The following is a 21,859-nucleotide window of genomic DNA, read 5'->3' on the forward strand; positions in this document are numbered from 1 at the left end:
TAATAATATTCCCATATTTACTTTACGACCAACAAACATTATTAGTTTTAGACAGATACTATAAATTATTATCAATTTCAACCTTAAGAGGCTCTACTAATTTAAGATACTCATAAATCTTTCGATTTATCACTTCCAATTCTTGAAATAATTTCTTTCTTTTTTCTGAATCATTTTTTTTATATTGTAATTCATCAATCTTACTTTCAAGACTATGATTCATTATGTCAAATGAATCAATGCATATTCCTAAAATATAATTACCTATATCAATGAAATTCTTTAAATCTGATACAACAACATTTTCTAATATTGACATAAATTCGTTTATAATAAGCCCTGCATGCTCCTCCCGAGAATATTCAACAAATTTATCGTCCTTAGAAAAAGCATCAATAGCAAACGATAGTAACTTTACACCTTGCTGAAAATTGGTTCCAGGTTCATTGAGTTCCGCTTCTCGCTTAGGTAATGTGTCAACATTAGCATCATCTTTCGTCAACAAAAATAAACGCTCAAAATCTAATTCTATGAATATTACTTTCCCAAACATCTTTTTATATTTAACATTTATGCTCTCCTTATTACAAAAACTATCCAATTCATTATATCTATCCGACAATTTATTTTTGATATTACTTATTTTCTTGTTGATATTATCGATTCCATCATTAATATAACTTCTCAATATATCGAATTTTTTATCAGAAATCATAGTATCTGATGAGTTTTTGTAATCCATTAAAGATTTCACAATTTGTTTCTTAGTATTTTTTATTTCTTCTTCAATAGGCGTCTTGTTTTCACTGAAATCAATGAACATATCATTTACAAAACTATATATTTCCTTAATCACTTCTATGCTCTTAATTAATCTATCTCGTTCAACTTCTATTTTCCGTTCAATTGCTTTATTCTCTTTTAAATGCTTCTGATTTAGTTTTAAATCATTTTCATTTTTTAATTTTATTTTAGTAAGCCGGTTCTCAATACTTTCTAATAGTTTATACAACCGAAAATACTTCAATTTTCTAACACACTCTGCTATCTGTTTCTCCAATTTAAAGAAACTTGATTTTTTAGCAGCTTTATAATAAAAACTATTTAGTTTCGTTCTATTTTCGCACCAAAGATTACTTATACTTCGATAATCAAAGTTTGTTCCTTCCAAACTACGAAAATATTCATCAATTTTTTCAATCGTATTTAATTTTTTACATTTATTTATAAACAGTTGCATCTTACTATCTATAAACAAAATATTCCCTTCTTGAATATTATTTTTACAATCTTTAATCACTCGAGAGTTCAAGTCATGAAGTTTTTCATCATCAAAATTTGCAATTTTGTTTCTCACCCAAAACAATATACCTTCCTTATTTTTATCTGTATTATTTCTTAAAAAATTTTGAAATGCATTAAACTCTTGTGATTGATCATCTAACGATTCCAAAAAGATAATCGCATTCGCCACGCTGATATTCTTTTCTGCTAATCTTCCTAATTTCCCCGATGAACTTAAAATAGGAACCTCTACGATAGTCTTTCCCTTATGTTCGTCAGGTAAAGGGCATTCTATATCAAACTCAACTACAATATCTTTCCATTTTAATCGCATTTCTTCAATATATTGCTCAATTAAATAAAAATACTCTTTACAATCAATATCATAATTATTTTCACTACTTATAGCTTCATTTAATCCACTTACTTTTATTCGATTTAAATCACCTTCATATTTTATTAAAAACTCGCTATCTATTAAAGCTGTCGGGATTTTCTCAAATCGATTATTTCTTACAGCGTAATCTTTTATATACTGTTTAACATTAGACTCACCCATTATATATTCCCAATCATCATTAGCTTTTTTTACTCCCAGTTTAAACTCCTCTCCATTTTTTATCTTTATTATTGCACTTATGCAGGATGTATTGTCCATTGGGAGTATTTCACTATTTAAATAAGCATTAATAAATGTTGACTTGCCACTATTATGCTTACCAAGGACGACTAAATTAAAGACTTCAGCTTTAATATTTTCAGCTATTTTATCAAAATCGGCTAAGTCATTCTCTTCATCTTTCAATATCTTTTTTAATTCACTATATTTATCTAACACTTCTTTTTTTACATTCTCATATTATTTTAAAATCATTTCCCTTAACCTCATTATCGCCTATCAACAATTAATATCATTATCTAATGAATAACAATTGCCCTTTATAAACCACCATTAAACAGAGTAATACAGAAGAATTTCACTAGTTATCAGATATACTGTATCAATTTTTACACGACTCCTTATTCAATAAAACACTTATTCGGTTTTGTCACTACTATTTATATTATAACTCTAAGATATAAAGCTCTCGCTTCATAATTCTTCATCATTTTCTTATATTTAGTATGCCACAAAATATAATTTTACGATACACATAAATAAATTACTTATATTGATTTTTACTTCTTATCAAAAAATAAATTTATTCGGTTGGTTAATTGTAAACTGAAATTGAACATATAAAAAATCCATAGTGAATACCGATTTGTGTTATGATTAAGGTCGCTAAACCAAATCTTTTACACGAGGTATCGATATCACTATGGACTCTATTAATCATAACACATCATTACGTACAAACAAACACTTATCTTACGAAGAACACTTTTTTATTGAAAAGCAATTACAAGTAGGTGTATCAAAAACAGCGATTGCTAATGCATTAGGCCGTTCTCGTACAACGATTCAAAGCGAAATACAGTGCGGTTCTGTAGAACAAATTAAAGCCGGCAAACGAGTTTTAATGTACTTAGCAGATTATGGACAACTTAACTATGAGAAAACCCGTCAAGGCTCCTTCAACACTCGTAAAGCCGGTATCATTTCACCTTTTCTTACGTGGGTAGAAGAGTAGGTATTAGTCCATAAATGGTCACTTGATGCTGCTGTAGGCTACGCCTTGCGTAAGTGCTTGTTTGTACGTAATGAAATGGTGTCTACCAAAACTTTATATAACTATCTACATGAAGGTCTTCTCCGTATTAAACCCATGGATTTACCGTTAGTATTACGTCGTTCTACACGTAAACACAAGAAAAACCTTGGTAAATCCATTGATCTACGCGATGAATCTATTCTGACTCGTGAAGAATTTGGTCATTGGGAACTTGATACTGTCCGTGGCATTAAAGATAAGCATGATGAAGTGATTATTTCCCTATTGGAACGTAAAACACGGGCTTATGTAACATTGCGTTCTCCGTCAGCTAAAGCAGCTGATATTAAAAATACGCTAGAGAGCTGGTTACTAAGCTTCAGTACTCATGACTCACTACAGCAACTCTGCAAGACAATTACAGCCGATAACGGTCTTGAATTTGCATCTATTGCTGAGTTAGAAACAGAGTATTTACAAGTGTTTTTTGCTCATCCGTATGCAGCTTGGGAACGTGGTTCTAACGAACGACACAATGGCTTATTGCGCCGTATTATTCCCAAAGGAACTGCTATTCGTGATGTTTCAGAAGCAACACTTCGACGTGCTACCGATTGGTGTAATGCACTGCCACGCAAAATTCTGAACTACCGGACACCACAAGAAGCCTTCATTGAAGAAGTTAATAAGTTACGGGGTTTTTAAAAGTGTTCAATTTCATATTGCAATTTACTAAAGTATTTACAAACATAACCAAAGTTGATAAAATATAAAAAGACATTTGCGGCCGTAGTTCATCGGTAGAACGACGGCTTCCCAAGCCGTAGAGGTGGGTTCGATTCCCATCGGCCGCTCCATAATTTTAACAATCAAAAAGCCATTAGGATTAACTAAACGTTAAAATCCTAATGGCTCTTTTATTTCTTTATTTTTATCTGTGTTATTCTATATTTTTCGGATTCCCCTATACCATTCGCTTACGGTTCCACACTTTACGTTTCCGTTGTGCATTTACATATCTAATCCGATACACGATATTTTTCAAAACATTGGCAATCATGATGAGCAAAGCCCCGATTAGCCCTTGACCATCCATGACTTCATTAAGGAAGAAGTATGCCAAAATGGCCGCAAAGACCGGTTCCATGGAGAAAATTAAACCCGTGCGGGACGGCGATAAGTAACGCTGTACGATGCTTTGCATAACGAAGCAAAAGGCACTGCATATAACGGCTAAGCCTAAAATAGCTCCCCACTGCATGCCCGTTTGTGGTAAATGAGGTGTTTCAAAAATAAAAGCGCTAAGCCCGCTGAATATAGCAATGGCTCCAAACTGCATCAATGTAGCCGAAAACATATCCTTCTCATTGGCCATCCGACCGACGACTACAATGTAAACGGCGTAACCGAAGGCGCCCCACAAACAATAAAGAGCCCCTATATCGAGGGATAAACCGTCTTTGACAGTAAAGAGCACTAAGCCCACAAAGGCCAATGCAATACTTAAGATGGTAAGCATAGGCGGCATCTTACGCTGCCAGACACCTTCTATAATCGGCACTAAGACCACCGCCGTAGTTCCTAAGAAAGCAGCCGTAGAGGCAGTCGTATGTTTTAGCCCCACAATCGTGCCAATTAACGAAGCATAGACCATAAATCCGAGAAATAATCCTTTAGCGACCGTTCGTTTGGAACAAATGTTTATTGTTTTTAAAAGTAACGGTAATACACATACAAAGGCAATTGTGAATCGTAAACACATAAGCGTAAACGGATCCACACCGGTCAGCGCAATTTTCATCAATAAATAGGATGAACTCCATGAAAACGTAACAAACAGCATCATTAGCTCAGCTTGCTTTACGGACATTTCCAATCTCCTCAATCCATCATATAACACACACTCAAATTATAACTGCATATTGCAAAAACGATTTGCCCACACAATAGTGCAACAAATCGTAATTACAAAGCACAATATTAGCGCTACAAACCTAACAGAATTTGTTCACGCTCAATACACATTAGCTACTCTTTTATCCTAGTATATATCATCTGAAAAATAAAAACAAGCTAAATTCTTATGCTTAAAACCTATTAATTTAATGAGACTTTGCCCGTTTCCAGAGTAAAACTGCCGTCCTGATTGCGAATTTCCAATTCTTCTTTTTGCGCTTTCAAAGCCGGATCATTAGGTGTTCCCAATAAACGACCATATAAGAAGTGATAGCATACAAAGGCAACCAGTGCCACAATAACGGTTAGTAAGAACATATTGGTAAAACCTACGATTTCCTTAACCCCGCCTAATACGTAAGGGCCAAAACCAAGACCGATATCAAGGGCAATAAAGTAAGTGGATGTAGCAATCCCGATGCGATGGAACGGCACCATTTTTACCACCACGGCCTGTCCGTTGGACATGTACGTGCCATATCCGAGACCCACAAAAACGGCGGATAATAAAATCATCCACGATGCATCGGCAAAAGCCAATAATAATATACCGATAGCCAGCGAAATAAAGCAAGGATATAATACATAGTTTTCACCTTTGCGGTCAAAGATGAGTCCCAAGGATGGTCGTGTGAGGGTAATTACCACTGCATACACAACGAAGAACCAGGTACCGGCCTGTACCATATTAATATCACGGGTATAAGACGCCATAAAGCCTAAAATCCCCGAATATGCAAAACCGACAAGAACCGAAATCAATGTGATGGAATTAACGCGCGGTTCCAAATAATCGGAAATACGGCGCCCCGATTCTTCTTTTTTAATAGCTTCACTGAACTGAGGTTCTTCGTATTTCATGCTCAACGCAGCAATCACACAAAGGATTACAAGACCAACACAAATTGCCACAATAGTACGGAATCCCGTAAGTGACAAAAGAAAAATCCCTAAGAACGGGCCGATAGCGGCTGCCAAACTGGTACTCAAACCATAATAGTTAATCCCTTCACCGCGCCGTGCTTTCGGAATAACACTGGCCACGATAGTGCTGGTTGCGGTTGAAGTAATCCCGTAAGCAAAGCCGTTAATAAAACGAATCGTATCAAGCACAATCAAATTAGGAATATAAAAATATAACGCCGTAGATATTAAGTAAATTCCCAAACCTACATAAAGTACTTTGCGACTCCCTAAGGTACTTACAAAGCGTCCTGCAAAAACGCGGGCCACTACAGTACCAATAATATAAATCCCTACAGCCAAACCGGCTTGACTTGAAGTAGCATGCAATGTATCTTTCGCTACCACCGCAATAATTACGATTAATAAATAATAAATCAAAAATACCAATAAATTAATCACTGTGTCCAGCACAAACGGCAATGTCCACAGTTTCTCTTTGTGAGCCTCCATACCTAATAGCATCTCCTTGAAAAAAACATCGACATGAAATTGTACGTACTACAGTGGCTAATTATATTCGTTTAAACAATTTATGTAAAATTACAAAAGAAAAACTCAGTCATAAATTTTATAAATAACCAATCACAAGCGCAAAAAAGACCGTAGTATCTATAGTTATAACCACAGATACTACGGTCTTTATTTTAGATTATCTAATTACCGAGCAAAAATTATATAATCTTAAGAAACTGCGTTTCTCTTATAAAATGGAACGATAGATTTCTTCAATTTCAGCTTGAGATACGTCGCGTGGGTTGCCTGGCGTACAAGCATCGTTTTTAGCGGATTCAGCCAAGAACGGAATGTCTTCTTCTTTAACGCCGGCTTCTAACAAGCTCTTAGGAATTTCTACATCGTCAGCTAACTTCTGGATAGCGTCGATAGCCGCTTTCTGGTATTCTTCTTTACTCATGCCGTCAACATTCTGAACGCCCATAGCTTTAGCAAGATCGCGATATTTTTCACCGGTTGCCGGAGCATTGAATTTCAATACAGCCGTAAGCATCATAGCGCAAGCTTTGCCATGTGGAATATCATACAAAGCGCTCAAAGGATGCGCCATAGAGTGAACGATGCCAAGGCCTACGTTGGAGAAGCCCATACCGGCAATGTACTGACCAAGAGCCATAGCTTCACGGCCTTTAGGGTCGCCGGCTACTGCGTCACGAAGGGAGCGACCGATGATTTCGATAGCTTTCAAATGAAGCATATCAGTCATTTCCCAAGCACCTTTAGTGATGAAACCTTCAACAGCATGAACCAAAGCATCCATACCGGTGGAAGCGCACAAGCCTTTAGGCATACCCATGGATAAATCAGGGTCAACGATAGCTACGATTGGAATGTCATGAGGGTCGGCACATACGAATTTACGACGTTTTTCTTCGTCAGTAATTACGTAGTTAATAGTAACTTCAGCTGCTGTACCGGAAGTAGTTGTTACCGCGATAATAGGTAAGCATTTGTTCTTAGTATCAGCAACACCTTCAAGGCTGCGAACATCAGCAAATTCAGGGTTTGTCATGATGATAGCAATGGCTTTACTGGTGTCGATAGTGCTGCCGCCGCCGATAGCTACGATACAATCAGCATTTGCTTTTTTACAAGCTTCTACGCCGTCTTGCACGTTCTTAATCGTAGGGTTTGGTTTTAAATCGTCAAAAATTTCATAATCTACGCCGGCTTCATCCAATAAAGCAGTAACTTTAGTAGCTACGCCGAATTTAATCAAGTCTTTACCGGTGGTAACCAATACTTTTTTCAAATTGTTGGCTTTTAATTCGCCTACAATGTTATTGATTGCACCAAAGCCAAAGTAGGATGTTTCGTTAAGAATCATGCGATTAACCATTTGTGTTGCCTCCTAATCGAGAGAAATTAGAATTTACCTTTTGAAAAAATTGCCTTGCTTATACATTTCTGTATATGAACCCGGAATTCCTGCCGGAGTCATTTTTATTTGGTGCCACAACGTGCCGATGCAGCGTCATGGCACCTATATGAAACCCTTACAAAGGTTACATAACTGATTTATTTTTTGTTACGCCATAAAGCATCGGCTACCGGAGCTAATGCTTCTTTTTGAGCATCTGTCAACGGTTTGATAGGTACACGGCAGTTTTCCTGCATAGGTGCGCCTAATTCTTTAAGAGCCCATTTCATAACCGGATTGAATGGTACATGCACTTCATAGAAAGCAAAGTAAGCATCAATCTTGCGTTGTAATTCTTTTAAAGCACTTAAATCTTCAGCATCCAACGCTTTGATTACATCGGCACACATTTTCGGATCCACATTGGATTGAGCGCCGATACAGCCGTCACCACCGGAGATTACCGATGGGATACAGTTGTTGTCATAGCCTGTGTACACTTTGAATTCAGGATATTTAGGCTTTAAGAACTGAATATAGCGTTGCGTATGACGCAATACCGGATGTGTATCTTTAACACCTACCAAGTTATCGTGTTTTTCACGAAGACGAAGCAAGGTTTCAGCCGGAATATCAAAACCGGTACGATCACCATAGTTATAGATATAAACAGGACCATTAATGGCACTCAATACTTCATCAAAGTAAGCAAATACGTCATCGCCGTTGCAAGCGCTGTAGTATGGACCTACAATAATAACCGCATCAGCACCGGCTTTAAGTACTTCATTGGAAAGCTGAATAGTTTCCGCTTTTACCATACGACCGGTACCGGCGATAACTTCCCAGCGGCCTTTGCCGTATTCAATGGCATCCAAGATAAATTCCTTGATTTCATCATATGAAAATGCATAGAATTCACCGGCGCTGCCACCGGCCAATACGCCGTCAATACCGGCTTCAATCAACTGATCGTAAAATGCATGCATCTGATCGTAGTTAACTGTTTCGTCCGCATTCATCGATGTCAAAATCGGACATATATATTTTGCTTTCACAAGCCTTACCCCCTACTTCTTATTCAAATCGTATACCATTTCCATGTCGGCCCACCATTCATTTTTCTGAGCGCCTTCGATACGAGTTTGACACGGATCGGTTTCACGCCACCAACGCTGTGTTTCCGGATCGTTGGCCATTTTTGCCATATCGTATTCAAAATCATCGCCTTCATAGACCATAATTGAAAACAGCAAATCATCACGATTGAAAATCTGATAGTGTGTAATACCGCATTCACGAATCATTTTATTTACACTGGCGAATGGGTCGGCATGTAATGCCTTGTAATATTCCGCTTTTTCAGGGCGAAGTTTAATTACGCTGGCAAACACTTGAGGTTTATTTAATTTATATAATTTTTTGGCATTTTTAGAGAAAATGTCAGGATCATCATGGAAGTATTCACGTACGGAGTTTAAATGATCCTTAAAGTTAGAATACAATTCCACAACCGGGAAGTTTGATGCATAAATTAAGCGACTATGGTCAAAGGTACCGGAAATAAAGTCTAATAAGTTCTTAACAAACACCTTATCTTCCGTAGCATAACCGGATACTTTACAGTATACATTCGGCAAGGATGCCAACTTAGTCATCGCTTCTTTGTAATCCGGCGTCAATTCCGTTACGTTACCGCAATGGTTGATAACTAATTTTAAGTCCGGAACTTGTGCTGCGGCCTGATAAATATCAATCAATTCTTCTACACGGTTACAGCTTTCAAAAATTAAGCCTTTATCAGCCAATACTTCGAGGCCTTCAATGAAGCTGCGTTCCAAACAACGGCCCCGTGGGGAGCTGTCGATGTGAAGCGGTTCACGTACACCTACGATGCCGGCCGGCAAACGAACATGACCGCTCAAATTACGAGCGCGCATAATTTTTGCCAAAATCTTAGGACTGTTCAACTTGAAGATAAATTCATCTTCTTTAATCGCGTCGTCGCAGTCCACTTCGATATAGATGCCCCCTTTAAAGTCTACGCCGGCTTTGGCGTATTCTCTAACCAGGTCATCCATGGAAAAGCTCTGCTGAATTACCCCTTTGCAGGAATTCAACCAAGGTAAATGTAATACATCCAAGTCCCATATATGTAAATGGGAGTCTACAATTTCCAACATGTTACCGTCTCCTTTAATGTAAGACATTCTTATAGCTTATTTATAATCAATTTTTAGCCATATAAGTGGATTGCCGACATTTCAGCCGGCAATCCTTGTCAGTACGTATTAGTCTTTAGATACACCATTCAAACCGTACCAAGCTACATATAAGAAGCAAGGTAATAAGAGTAAGAAGCTGGCACCGGTACCCCAGTGGTCGGCTACATAACCCATGAAGAACGGCATGAACGCACCACCTACGATACTCATGATTAACAAGCTGGCTGCTTTTTTAACTAAGCTGTTAGGAATTTTCACAACAGACAAAGCGAAGATTGTTGGGAAACTGATAGACATGAAGAAGAAGGATAACCAGAGAACGATAACGGCCGGTAAGTCATGTACGAATTGTAACACAACCATAATCCCCGCATTGATCAAGGAGTAAGTAGCCAAGATTACGTTACTTCTAACCTTTTTCATGATAGGTGTTGTTACGATACGACCAAGTAAGAAGGCTACCAAGGCGATACTGAAGAAGTAAGCCGCTTCATGGTCAGCCAAACCATGCCAGTGTTCTACGGAGTAGTTAATGAAGAATGCGCCGGCACCTACTTGTGCAGCAATATACAAGAACTGAGCAATAACACCTAAACGGAAATGACGGAAGGAGAATAATTTACCATAAGAGCTGTCAGTATCTTCTTCTACAACATCACCGGCTGCTTCGCTAACTTCAGCACCTTCCGGCATGCGTGTAAACACGAAGAGTGCCAATACAGCAAGTACTACTACGGCAATCCCTACATATACCATCTGAACGTTGGCCATGTTTTGGTCAATGTTGCCGTGGGATAAGGACAAGAACAATACGCCGCCAACGATTGGTCCTAAGAACTGGCCAACACCGTTGAAGCTTTGTGCCATGTTGATACGGAACGCCGCATCTTCATCACTACCTAATTTGGTAATGTACGGGTTGGCATTTGTTTCCAAGCTGCCGAGACCGCAGGCGATAATAAAGAAGGCTAATAAGAATAAGTTAAAGCTTTGTTCGTTACTGGCCGGGATAATAAGTAAAGCGCCTAATGCATATAAGGCCAGACCCATAATGATACCGCCTTTGTAGCCGAATTTAGTAGCTACCATGGAGGCCGGAATTGCGATTACGAAGTAACCGCCGAAGTAAGCTGCTTGCAATAAGCCGGATACGGCTTTAGTAATACCCAAGTGATTTTGGAAGTTTTTATTCATAACGTCCAAGAGGCCATAACTGAAACCCCAGAGGAAGAATAAAGAAGTTACTAACCAAAACGCGATTTTAATGTTTCTGCTGGTAACGAGTTTACCTGCGGCACCTTGTTGATTCATGTACAGTACCTCCTATTAGCTCAACGCACGATCGAGATGAACATAGCCGCCATCTACGAATACCCATTGACCGGTAGTATGCGAGGATTTAGGCGATAATACGAAAACTGCTGTGTCAGCAATTTCTTCGATTGTTGTGAAACGACGTTCCAACGGAATTTTGTCGGTAATAACTTTTTTACGAGCTTCCGGATCGTCAAATGTTTTAATCCAATTAGCGTATAAAGGTGTCCAGCATTCGCTGACTACTACACAGTTGCTGCGTACGCCGTCATCCAATAAAGCGGCTGCCCATTCACGGGTAAGACCCAAGATAGCACCTTTAGCGGCTGCATAAGCACTGGTTTTACCTTGACCGGTTAACGCCGTTTTGGATGTGATGTTCAAGATAGAACCTTTGGATTTACGCAAGTAGTCTACCGATGCGTGTACCAATTCATAGTAGTGAGTCAAGTTACCATGAATGCTCTTTTCAAATTCCTGCCAAGATGTAGTGTCGAGGTCTTTGTTGTCATTGGCACCGGCATTATTTACAATACCGTAGATGCCACCGCGACGAGCTGCTACATCGTCAACGATGCCTTTGATTTTGTCAGTGTCGTTTAAGTCAATTTGAATGAATTCATAGTTAGTCGTGATAGCTTCCATATCTTTTTTGAATTCGTCAGTGATTGGCGAACGGGAAAGAATAATAGGAATCGCACCTTCACGGGCCAACGAAAGGGAAATACCACTGCCGATGCCTTTACCGCCACCGGTTACAAATACAACCTTGTCTTTTAATTGCAAATCCATGATACATACCTCCAATTTAAATTAACACTCTATACACCTATAAACCAACTAAGTCGCGTACCTCTTACCGGACTTACTGTTTATATTCCTTGGAAACACGGCCGACTCGATTCACACACAATCTCATCTGCCATGCGTACGGCCTGCCGTACTATACGGTTGTGGCCAAGCGCCAAATTGAAAAGTCATTCTGTTCATTATGTTCTGCTTTTGTTAGTTTGCCGTTAGCCACTTCACAAATAGCATCTACAATTTCATAACCCACTTCTTTAATTGTTTGTTTACCGTCCACTACGGTGCCCGCATTTAAGTCGATAGCATCATTCATATTGTTATATGTAAAGGTGTTGGACGATACTTTGATTGTCGGTGCAATCGGGCTGCCTGTCGGCGTGCCGCGGCCGGTTGTAAATACTGCAATATTACATCCGCCGGCTACCATGCCGCTCAATTGTTCAATATCATTGCCCGGTGTATTCATAAAGGTTAAGCCTTTATCCACAATCGGTTTTGCATAATCTTTTACGGCCACTACCGGACTGTTACCGGCTTTATAAATACAACCTAAAGATTTTTCTTCAATACTGCTGAGGCCGCCTTCTATGTTGCCCGGACTTGGGTTAGCACCGCGAATATCCGCATTGGAGTCGATAACTTCTTGTTCAAACCCTTTGATGGTACTCATGATTTGTTCACTCACAACACCATTGATACCGCGTTTTGCCAAGATATGTTCTGCCCCGATAAGTTCGGTTGTTTCCGCCAAGATTACGGCCCCGCCGTGACTGACTACGATATCAGAGGCTACGCCGAGCGCCGGATTGGCACTTAAACCGGAGAAGCTGTCGCTGCCGCCGCATTCCGTACCGAGTACTACATCCGCCAAGGTACCTTCACTGCGTTCTTCTTTTAACGCTTCGGCCAACATATTTTTAACAATTTCTGTGCCGCGACGAATACTCTTTTCCGTACCGCCGGTGGCCTGAATATTGAAAAATTCTACTTTCTTATACGGTGCGCGCGCTTTAATTTCTTCAGCTACGGTGTGAGCCTGCACTACCTCACAACCGAGGCCGACTACCAAAACGCCATATACGTTTGGATTAGCTGCGGTGCCTACAATAACATCTTTCGTCTGATCCGCATCATAGGAAAGTTCGCTGCAACCGTGTTGATGATTTACATATACAACTTTGGTGTCATCACGACGTTCTACATCGCTGTACATAACACCGTTGGCAATACGTTCTACCACTTTGTTGGCGCAGTGAACACTTGGGATTACCAAGATATGATTGCGGAAACCGAAGCTGCCGTCACTGCGGCGATACCCGGTCAATTTATAGCTGTCTTTACCTTTTTCAATATTTGTTTTACGTTCTACATCTTGATCAATATCGCGAACTTCCGAATCCAAGTCGCCGCGACCGCGTTCGCCTTCGATATTGTGAACATGAACCCATTGGCCCGGTTCAATATCTACTTCAGCTACACCGATATGGGAATCATATTTAATAACGGGACTGCCTTTGGCGATTCGTTCCGTCGCAAATTTGTGACCTTTTGGAATCGGTTCTTTAATCACTACACCAAGAACCTCTTCGCCAACTTGTAAGGGCTCAATAGCTGTTGCTACATTATCAATTGAGCCTACATGAATACCTTTCATCTGTTACACCTCCACAATGCACTTGTTTACAGGTTTAAGCCGGTCATTACCAAGCTTCTAAAAAGAGTAACTTCTTCACACACATTTTGTATATTTTCACAAACTTGTACTTATATACATACTTTTAATCACAGTCTAAATTCAACCTGTTCGCATATAAGAATTGTGTTTGTGTTTCGTATATACAAACACAAATATTATTTACGTACTATTTATGTTCTTATCATATACTTATCATACGTAAAAGTCAATAACATTCGTATATACGCAATAACTATTTATCATAATAACAATAACCAAAGGCAGTAAATTGCGAAAATCATATTATAGTATGCATATACGAACAAACGTGATACAATATATATGCAAATTATATACGTTAAAGATTTTGGCATAATATATTACCTTTAAATAAAACAATATTGAGAAAGGAGGTTTTTAATATGCCTTCAAAAAAATTAATTAAACATGATGCCTTGCCCTCCGATTGCACGCCTTCGCCCACACAACATAAACCGACTTTGCGAGTTATTAAGATTCTTGAAACGGTGGCCGGCAGTAACGGGTTAACCCTATCGCAAATTGCTACACAGCTCGATTGCCCAAAAAGTACGCTCACCCCTATTTTAAAAACATTAGTAGATAATAACTTCTTACTCTGCGAAGACGAGTCTCTAATATATACTATTGGTAAACAGGCCTTCATCATCGGCAATACGTACCAGCATAACGGTGATATTTTGACACTCATTAAGGACCAAATGGAGACTATGTCTTCCTTGTGTAAAGAAACCATCCATCTGGGTATCTTGGAAGGCAATGAAATTATGTACCTGCAAAAGGTAAACAGTCCGAAACCATTACAGCTGATTTCCTCCATCGGTAAACGCTTACCGGCTTACGCCACCGCTTTAGGCAAAGCCTTATTATACGACCACTCCTTGGAGGACTTACGTCAATTGTTCCCGAATTCATTACCGCCGTTAACCGAGAATACCATTCCTACGGTAGATGCACTCTATCAAGATATCCATAAAGACGCCAATGATGAATTTACTTACGAAGAAGAGGAAATCACGAAATACGCCCGCTGTATTGCCATGCCACTGCGCGTAAACAACCAAATCGTGGCCGCCCTCAGCATTAGTTTCATCGTCTTCGATGCTACACCGGAACACATTACGAACATAAAATATATTTTAAGACGCTTCGGTACCGTCATTGCCAAACTTATGGAAACTAAAAACTTCCAATACTAATTCAATAGAGGTATTAATACACAAAAAAGTTCCCTATCACAACCGTACTCAATCATGAGTTCAGTCGTAATAGGGAACTTTTATATATGCACTGCTATTAAAAGTATAATATTTTTACGGGTTAAAGGACATTTCTACGTTTAATTAAAATGCGGCAAGCACCTGCAACGAATACACCTAAATATAAATACGCGGTACCCGTTCCGAGAAATCGCAGAAGATTTCATACGGGATGGTGCCAACCAAGGTGGCAATTTCAAGTACAGTTATGCTTTCATCACCTTGTGTGCCGATTAAAACAACCTCATCGCCGGGATGAACCGGTACGCCCTCTGGCATAGCCACCATTAACTGGTCCATGCATACACGGCCTACAATGGGACAGCGACGACCATGAATGAGCACACTGCCGCGATTCGACAAGCTGCGCGGATAGCCATCGGCATACCCTACCGGCACGGTAGCGACCGTGGTCAAACGGTCCGTCGTATAGGTACCGCCATAACCGATGCGTTCACCGGCTTTTAAATGTTGCACATGTACAACTTTGCTATACATACTTAACGCCGGGCGCAAGCCTAAGCGATTCGGCACGTCTAAGGATGGCATGATGCCATACTGAATAATACCGGGACGCGCATCGGTAAATAAACTATCTTTAACCGACAACAAACCGGCACTGTTAGCCAAGGAAAAACGGAACGGTTCGGAGCGATGGGCGCGAATCATTTCCACCATATTGCGGAACAAGGCCGTTTGTTGGTGCGCACTGGTTTTATCGGCCGCATCAGCGCTGGCCATATGAGAAAAGAACCCATCCACATGTAAATGCGGATACGCTTCCACTTTTTGCATAAAATCCAAGGCGTGATCCGGATGAATACCGATACGATGCATCCCCGTATCAACGGCAATACAACATTCAATAATCGTATCATGACGGGCGGCACAAGCTTCCAAAGCCGCCAGGTCAGTAGACTCACAGATAGCCGGTCGCGAATTACCTTCCACAATTAAATCAAAAGACTGGGGCAAGGTAATGCCCAATAAATAAATCGGCACCATAATCCCGGCCGCACGAAGTGGTAAGGCTTCTTCCGGAAAGGCTACGGCCAGCGATTCATAGCCTTCTTCTACGGCAATACGGCCTACCATGACACTGCCATGGCCATAGCCGTTAGCTTTAATTACCGCCGTGCTGGTACTCCATTCCGGTAAACTATCTTTGATGCGACGCAAATTCTCACGAATAATGGCCGTATCGATTTCTATGTGGGTCGGTCTCATACGTTAAATTCCTCCTAAGCGACAGCCTGTATGCCAGCTGTTGCATAAGACAATGCATATTACATGTCTATAACATGTATGTTAAGTAGTAAGGTAAAAAAATATATTTTAGTCACGTTTTTATTATACGCTAAAATTCTATAAAATCTACCTTTATTATACATCGCACCGATTACCATAGCAAAAATACCCGAAATCAGATAAAACAGCTTAGCTGAATTATCTGACTTCGGGTAGCTGTAGCAGGATTTCTGGCCGTTATATAACGGTTGAATGCACCTGCTGATTATAATATTGTCTCCGCTTTAGCGCCACATAGCACAATAGGTTTTATAAATAGCCTGAGCCTCTGCCACCGTTACAATTTCGAATTTTACAGTTTCACCCGGTCCCATTTGTGCCAAAATCGGCAAATCAGGGGTGATAACCGTAGCAATTTTAGTATAACCGCCGGTAGTCTGGCGGTCGGCCATTAAAATAATCGGCTGGCCATCGGCAGGCACTTGAATCGATCCAAATACGGCACCATCGGAAATAATATCAGCACCGTCTATGTGATTCAATTTAGCCCCGGCCAAGCGATAACCCATGCGGTCGGACGCAGCGGTAATCTCATAAGGCTCGCTCGTCATAATGGCGTAGCTTTCTTCCGTAAATCTATCCGCCTGAGGACCTAACACAATACGAATTGCCTGCTTAGCTCGTCGTGCCATAGGTGTTTCATACTGAAGAGGCACGGTATAATCAGGTAAAACTGCTCGATTAAGCCCGGTCGCGGCGATTCGTTCATCGCCGAGTATGAGCACATGCCCTTTTTGCAAACGACTGCCACCATAGCCGCCCAACTTTGATTTTACATGTGTAGCCACACTGCCGTTTATTACGGGTACATTAAAACCGCCGCGCACCGCAATATACATGCGTACGCCATTCGTACTGAATGTGGATGATACTACATCACCCGTTTGTAAGCGAATCGCCTCATTCATCGCCACCGGCACATCGTTAACCATAGGTCCCATCAAAGCCCCCGTAAAGGCTACTACACAGGGTTCAACAACCGTAAAGGTAGGACCCATAACGGTACATTCCAAAGCACCCAGATTCATAGGATTACCTACGAGACGTTGCCCTAGTTCGTAACTTTCAAGATCCATCGCACCGGCCACGGGCATACCGTACTGCTGATAGCCCGCCCGACCGCCGTCTTGAACGGTTGTAAAAAAGCCCGGCTGTTCTATTTGCCAATACGCAATAGGCGACACGCCGCTATGAGGATTGCCAATCAAATGAAAGGCATGAGCGGCACCGTTTTTTGTAAAAGTATTATCTACCATGGAGCTCACTCTCCTTACAATAAAATGACTTTACTTCATAGGTCGCCAAATGGGCCTTAATATCTAAAAATTCTTCTTCCGAAACCGGCACATAGCGCACATAATCACCGGCTTCCAAAAGGGTCGGTTTTTCACTGTTGCCATCATATAAACGAACCGGTGTGCGTCCGATAATTTGCCAGCCGCCCGGCGAATCGGATGGATACATCCCCGTTTGTGCCCCCGCAATACCTACAGAGCCGGCCGGGATCAGGGTGCGCGGCGTAGTAAGACGAGGGGTAGCAATACGTTCATCCATACCGCCAAGATAGGTAAAGCCCGGAATGAAGCCCAACATGTACACCAAATAATCGGTACCGCTGTGAATATTGATGACTTCTGACGCCGTAAGCCCTGCATGTTCGGCTACAAAGTCCATATCCATGCCATACTCGCCGCCATACACGGTGGGAATCTCTACGACCCTTACCTTGTCGGCTGCAGCTGTTTCATTCTCAGTTTGCGACGCTGCGCTTATCATGTCGCAAATGGCGTCATAATCTTTTTTCAGTGGGTCATAAATCACTAAAATCGAACTATACGTAGATACCATTTCTTCAATGGTATGGCCCACTTCAGTTTGCAAAGCCTGCACCGTATGACGAATTCTGCGATTAATGGCCGGATCGATTGTATCCCCGAATACGGCCGTTACCGCTTTATCACCTACCGGTGCAAAGCGCAATGTTTCCTGTATAGGTGTCAATACCGCCACCTCCTAATCAATGAGTAGCCCGTTTATTTTTAAGCTACTGAATTAATTTCAAAATACCTTGTAACGAAATATAACCGATGTACGCGGAAATAGCGACTACGGCCCAACCGCTCCACAGTAATATTGGGGAATGCTTATATTCTCCCATAATGTCTTTACGCTTGGCCGCAATCAGCATAACGGCTAAAGTAACCGGCAAAATAAGACCGTTCAACGAACCTGCTACGATGAGGAGCATAGCCGGTTTGCCGATGAGTACCAAGATAACTGCCGACGCAATGATGAACCCGATAATCCAAAGATTTTCGTGGCGTCCCACAGTTTTAAACAGAGTTTTTAAAAATGACACCGATGTGTAGGCCGCGCCTACTACGGAAGTGATGGCGGCACAGAAGAATACTAAGCCGAAAATACGATAGCCGATTTCACCGGCGGCAAAACGGAACGCATCAGCAGCCGGATTGCCTGCATCCAAAGTATAGCCCTGCATTACCACGCCCAATACGGCCAAGAAGAAAAGCACTCGCACCAAGGTTGTTACGCCCATGCCAAGAGTGGCGGAACGACGTACTTGCGATAAATTTTCCTCACCTACTATGCCGGCGTCAATCAAACGATGACCGCCGGAGAAAGTAATGTAACCGCCAACCGTACCACCAAGTAAAGTAATGGTGGCAAGCCATTCATATTTTAGCGGCAACACACTATGCTTTATGGCTGTCCCTACCGGCGGCGCTGCTACCACGGTAACATAGGCAATTAATAAGAGCATTAAAATCCCTAAGTATTTGGTCACCGCATCCATAGCTTTGGTCGCCTTGTGGGAAATAAAGACAATGACGCCTAAAACGGCTGACAAAACGGCCGCGATATTTGTATCAAGCCCAATCATTACATTAATCCCAAGAGCGGCCCCACCGATATTACCGATGTTAAAAGCTAAACCGCCCAAAGCAACCAGAAAGGCTACAAAATAACCGAGTCCCGGCAATACGCGATTCGCAATATCCTGACCGCGCAACTTGGAAACGGCAATAATGGTCCACACATTGAGCTGCGCTATATACGATAAAATAACGGATGCCACAATAACAAAGGCAAAGTCCGCTCTAAACTGATCCGTAAAAGCCGCCGTCTGCGTCATAAACCCCGGACCGATGGCCGATGTAGCCATCAAAAAGGCCGCCCCGATTAAAACGGACAGACTTTTTTTATTATCATCAACTCGCTTCATAGAAAACCTCCCTTAATACCTCTTTATCCCTAGCCGGCAAAATTAGCCACCGTTAAACCTGCTTTTTCGAGCCCTTCCCGAAGTTCCTTCGTAAAGGCTACCGCCTCCGGATTATCACCGTGAACACAAATGGAATCAGCGACAATCGGAATGGTTTCACCCGTATTAGCCACTACGGTGCCTTCTTTTACCATCTGCAAAATACGGGCCAATGCTTCCTGCGGATCTTTGACAAAGGCACCCGGTTCACTGCGTGGTACTAAAGTTCCTTTAGCCGTATAGCCGCGATCGGCAAATACTTCCTGAATAACCGGAATGTTGCGTTCTTTGGCCATCTCAACCATAACACTGCCACTGAGTGCCATAATGGCAATGCCATCACCCAGCGCTTCTATACCGTCCAATACAGCGGACGCTAATTTCGGATCCACGCAAGCCGTATTGTAAAAAGCACCATGAAGTTTTACATGCTGTAGCGGCACGCCGGCAGCTTTACAAAAAGCCTGCAAAGCCCCTACCTGATAGAGCATATACGCTTTAGCTTCCGCCGGTGTAATCGTCATGTTGCGGCGTCCGAATCCCATTAAATCGGGATAGCCCGGATGAGCACCGACAGCTACGCCTTTTTCTTTACAAAGTTGCACGGTTTTCGCCATGATGAGCGGATCCCCGGCATGCCAACCGCAAGCCACATTGGCACTGGTTACATGCGTAAGCACCGCTTCATCCATCCCCAACGTATAAGTACCGAAACTTTCACCTAAATCACTGTTCATATCCACGCGCATCATAATCGCTCCTTTCTAAACACCTTTCTCTTTTTTCTGCAACCATAGCTTCTATAACCCCATCAGATGTTATTTTAATCTTCTATAGAATATAGTTTAAATAAATTATAGCACTAAATCATGAATGTGCAATTCAAAAATACAAAAATATTCCCTAAATGGTTAAACAATTTACCTAGCCGATCACAGCCTCGTACGCCTCGCTGATTACAGCCTCATACACCCCGATTACAGCCGTACACATAACCTCCTAATTTTAAGTCTACCGAAATTATCTACTTTCAACGTCCCAAAATCGTCATTTTAAATCAAAGGATTTATGAGTTCCGTCCATAAAAGACATTTGCTTCATTAATAAAACATACAGAATCCATTCAAAATTCCTATCTAATAAAAAAATATTTATATAAGCCTATAAGAACCCCCTCGCGACAAACTATATCGAACTTATTCTCATTTATTATTAATTTTACAAAACTTTTACAGAGGGACATGAAAAACTTTACACAGCTTAGTTATACTGTGTGTACAAACTAAATTGGTAAATACGTCCATTTCTAATTAGGAGGCAATTGAATCATGAACTTCAAACGTAAGGCATTTACAGCAATGGCAGTAGCAAGCGTGTTAACACTCGGTTTACTTGGTTGTGGCAATGACAGCTCTGCCCCTGCAAACTCTCAGGCATTAAAAGGAACCATCACTTCTTCCGGTTCTTCCGCTTTACTTCCATTAGCAAAAGATGCTGCGGCTGAATTCAAAAAGAAACATCCTGATGTATCCATCGTATTGAACGGTGGCGGTTCCGGTACCGGCTTGAAACAAGTTTCCGACGGCACTGTAAACATCGGTAACTCCGACGTTCCTGCTGAAACAAAATTATCCAAAGAAAAAGCAGCTGAACTCGTTGACCACAAAGTAGCAATCGTAACTGTAGCAACTGTAGCTAACAAAGATGTTGCTAAAGCAGTTCCAAACTTGACTAAACAGCAATTGATCGACATCTTCACCGGTAAAGTAACTAACTGGAAAGAAGTTGGCGGTCCTGACCAGAACGTAGTATTGGTAACTCGTCCTACTACTTCCGGTACTCGTGCTCTCTTCTCTGAATTTGCTCTTGACAAAAACCAAGAAGCTTCCAACAAATCGTTAGAAACTGACGACTCCGGTGCTTTAATTCAGAGTATCGCCAACACTCCTGGCGCTATCGGTTATGTAGCTCTTCCTTACTTATTAAATAACTCCAGCGTAACTGCTATCTCCATCGACGGCGTGGCTCCTACCCTCGAAAACAGCTACAATGGTTCTTACAGAGTATGGGGCTTCGAACACATGTACACTAAAGGCCAACCTGACGCTCTTCAGAAAGCATACTTAGACTTCATCATGTCTGATGAATATGGTAAAAAATTGGAAGCTCAAGGTTACGGTGTAGCCTCTAAAGTTAAACAGTAAAAATAGGGGTA

General features: G+C 41.1%; 16 protein-coding genes, 1 tRNA gene and 1 pseudogene. 4 read left to right on the forward strand and 14 right to left on the reverse strand.

Annotated elements, in window-relative coordinates:
- Positions 1 to 58: 58 nt before the first annotated feature.
- Positions 59 to 2,089, reverse strand: a complete 2,031-nt coding sequence (locus CCC71_RS00450) for a dynamin family protein (protein ID WP_296332621.1) — start codon at positions 2,087 to 2,089, stop codon at positions 59 to 61.
- A gap of 517 nt (positions 2,090 to 2,606) precedes the next feature.
- Between CCC71_RS00450 and CCC71_RS10905 the strand changes: the two are divergent.
- A pseudogene (locus CCC71_RS10905) lies at positions 2,607 to 3,675 on the forward strand (IS30 family transposase).
- 47 nt (positions 3,676 to 3,722) lie between these two features.
- A tRNA-Gly gene (locus CCC71_RS00460) sits at positions 3,723 to 3,796 on the forward strand.
- 107 nt (positions 3,797 to 3,903) lie between these two features.
- Here CCC71_RS00460 and CCC71_RS00465 read toward each other — a convergent pair.
- The 8 genes from CCC71_RS00465 to CCC71_RS00500 all read right to left on the reverse strand — a co-directional run bounded on the left by CCC71_RS00465 (position 3,904) and on the right by CCC71_RS00500 (position 13,734).
- Entirely contained in the window at positions 3,904 to 4,809 is a 906-nt protein-coding gene (locus CCC71_RS00465; RefSeq protein WP_226974511.1) for a DMT family transporter, read from the reverse strand.
- Between the two features lie 227 nt (positions 4,810 to 5,036).
- Positions 5,037 to 6,311 carry an MFS transporter gene (locus CCC71_RS00470; protein ID WP_226974510.1) on the reverse strand — a complete coding sequence of 425 codons (1,275 nt, stop codon included), beginning with the start codon at positions 6,309 to 6,311 and terminating at the stop codon, positions 5,037 to 5,039.
- A 250-nt stretch (positions 6,312 to 6,561) separates the two neighbouring features.
- Positions 6,562 to 7,713: a lactaldehyde reductase gene (gene fucO / locus CCC71_RS00475; protein ID WP_127057787.1), complete on the reverse strand. Its 1,152-nt coding sequence runs from the start codon at positions 7,711 to 7,713 to the stop codon at positions 6,562 to 6,564.
- A gap of 179 nt (positions 7,714 to 7,892) precedes the next feature.
- On the reverse strand, positions 7,893 to 8,792 hold the full coding sequence (locus tag CCC71_RS00480) for a dihydrodipicolinate synthase family protein (protein ID WP_226974509.1): 900 nt from the start codon (positions 8,790 to 8,792) through the stop codon (positions 7,893 to 7,895).
- Between the two features lie 12 nt (positions 8,793 to 8,804).
- Complete coding sequence (locus tag CCC71_RS00485) at positions 8,805 to 9,917, reverse strand: L-rhamnose mutarotase (RefSeq protein WP_021841217.1); 1,113 nt, start codon at positions 9,915 to 9,917, stop codon at positions 8,805 to 8,807.
- 108 nt (positions 9,918 to 10,025) lie between these two features.
- Entirely contained in the window at positions 10,026 to 11,270 is a 1,245-nt protein-coding gene (gene fucP, locus CCC71_RS00490; protein ID WP_226974508.1) for an L-fucose:H+ symporter permease, read from the reverse strand.
- A 15-nt stretch (positions 11,271 to 11,285) separates the two neighbouring features.
- Entirely contained in the window at positions 11,286 to 12,065 is a 780-nt protein-coding gene (locus CCC71_RS00495) for an SDR family oxidoreductase (RefSeq protein ID WP_021841215.1), read from the reverse strand.
- Positions 12,066 to 12,216: 151 nt separating this feature from the next.
- A complete protein-coding gene (locus tag CCC71_RS00500) occupies positions 12,217 to 13,734 on the reverse strand; it encodes a UxaA family hydrolase (RefSeq protein WP_226974507.1) in 1,518 nt (505 codons plus the stop codon).
- 443 nt (positions 13,735 to 14,177) lie between these two features.
- Between CCC71_RS00500 and CCC71_RS00505 the strand changes: the two genes are divergently transcribed.
- Positions 14,178 to 14,993 carry an IclR family transcriptional regulator gene (locus CCC71_RS00505; RefSeq protein ID WP_296332628.1) on the forward strand — a complete coding sequence of 272 codons (816 nt, stop codon included), beginning with the start codon at positions 14,178 to 14,180 and terminating at the stop codon, positions 14,991 to 14,993.
- A 177-nt stretch (positions 14,994 to 15,170) separates the two neighbouring features.
- On the opposite strand, the gene alr is transcribed toward CCC71_RS00505, so the two are convergent.
- The 5 genes from alr to CCC71_RS00530 all read right to left on the reverse strand — a co-directional run bounded on the left by alr (position 15,171) and on the right by CCC71_RS00530 (position 20,393).
- Positions 15,171 to 16,280 (reverse strand): alanine racemase, encoded by a 1,110-nt coding sequence (gene alr / locus CCC71_RS00510; RefSeq protein ID WP_021841212.1) that lies wholly within the window; start codon positions 16,278 to 16,280, stop codon positions 15,171 to 15,173.
- A 305-nt stretch (positions 16,281 to 16,585) separates the two neighbouring features.
- On the reverse strand, positions 16,586 to 17,617 hold the full coding sequence (locus CCC71_RS00515; RefSeq protein ID WP_021841211.1) for a 5-oxoprolinase subunit C family protein: 1,032 nt from the start codon (positions 17,615 to 17,617) through the stop codon (positions 16,586 to 16,588).
- Positions 17,607 to 18,362 (reverse strand): 5-oxoprolinase subunit PxpB, encoded by a 756-nt coding sequence (gene pxpB / locus CCC71_RS00520; RefSeq protein WP_264294493.1) that lies wholly within the window; start codon positions 18,360 to 18,362, stop codon positions 17,607 to 17,609. The genes CCC71_RS00515 and pxpB overlap by 11 nt, the downstream gene beginning before the upstream one ends.
- Before the next feature lie 43 nt (positions 18,363 to 18,405).
- Positions 18,406 to 19,605 (reverse strand): NRAMP family divalent metal transporter, encoded by a 1,200-nt coding sequence (locus tag CCC71_RS00525; RefSeq protein ID WP_021841209.1) that lies wholly within the window; start codon positions 19,603 to 19,605, stop codon positions 18,406 to 18,408.
- Positions 19,606 to 19,634: 29 nt separating this feature from the next.
- The gene (locus CCC71_RS00530) at positions 19,635 to 20,393 is read right to left on the reverse strand and encodes a LamB/YcsF family protein (protein ID WP_156704874.1); all 759 of its coding nucleotides are present in this window, start codon (positions 20,391 to 20,393) and stop codon (positions 19,635 to 19,637) included.
- A 579-nt stretch (positions 20,394 to 20,972) separates the two neighbouring features.
- Between CCC71_RS00530 and CCC71_RS00535 the strand changes: the two genes are divergently transcribed.
- Positions 20,973 to 21,848, forward strand: a complete 876-nt coding sequence (locus CCC71_RS00535; RefSeq protein WP_226974505.1) for a phosphate ABC transporter substrate-binding protein — start codon at positions 20,973 to 20,975, stop codon at positions 21,846 to 21,848.
- Positions 21,849 to 21,859: the final 11 nt, after the last annotated feature.

Source organism: Veillonella sp. LMAG:90 (assembly GCF_008679445.1).
Lineage (GTDB): Bacteria > Bacillota > Negativicutes > Veillonellales > Veillonellaceae > Veillonella_A.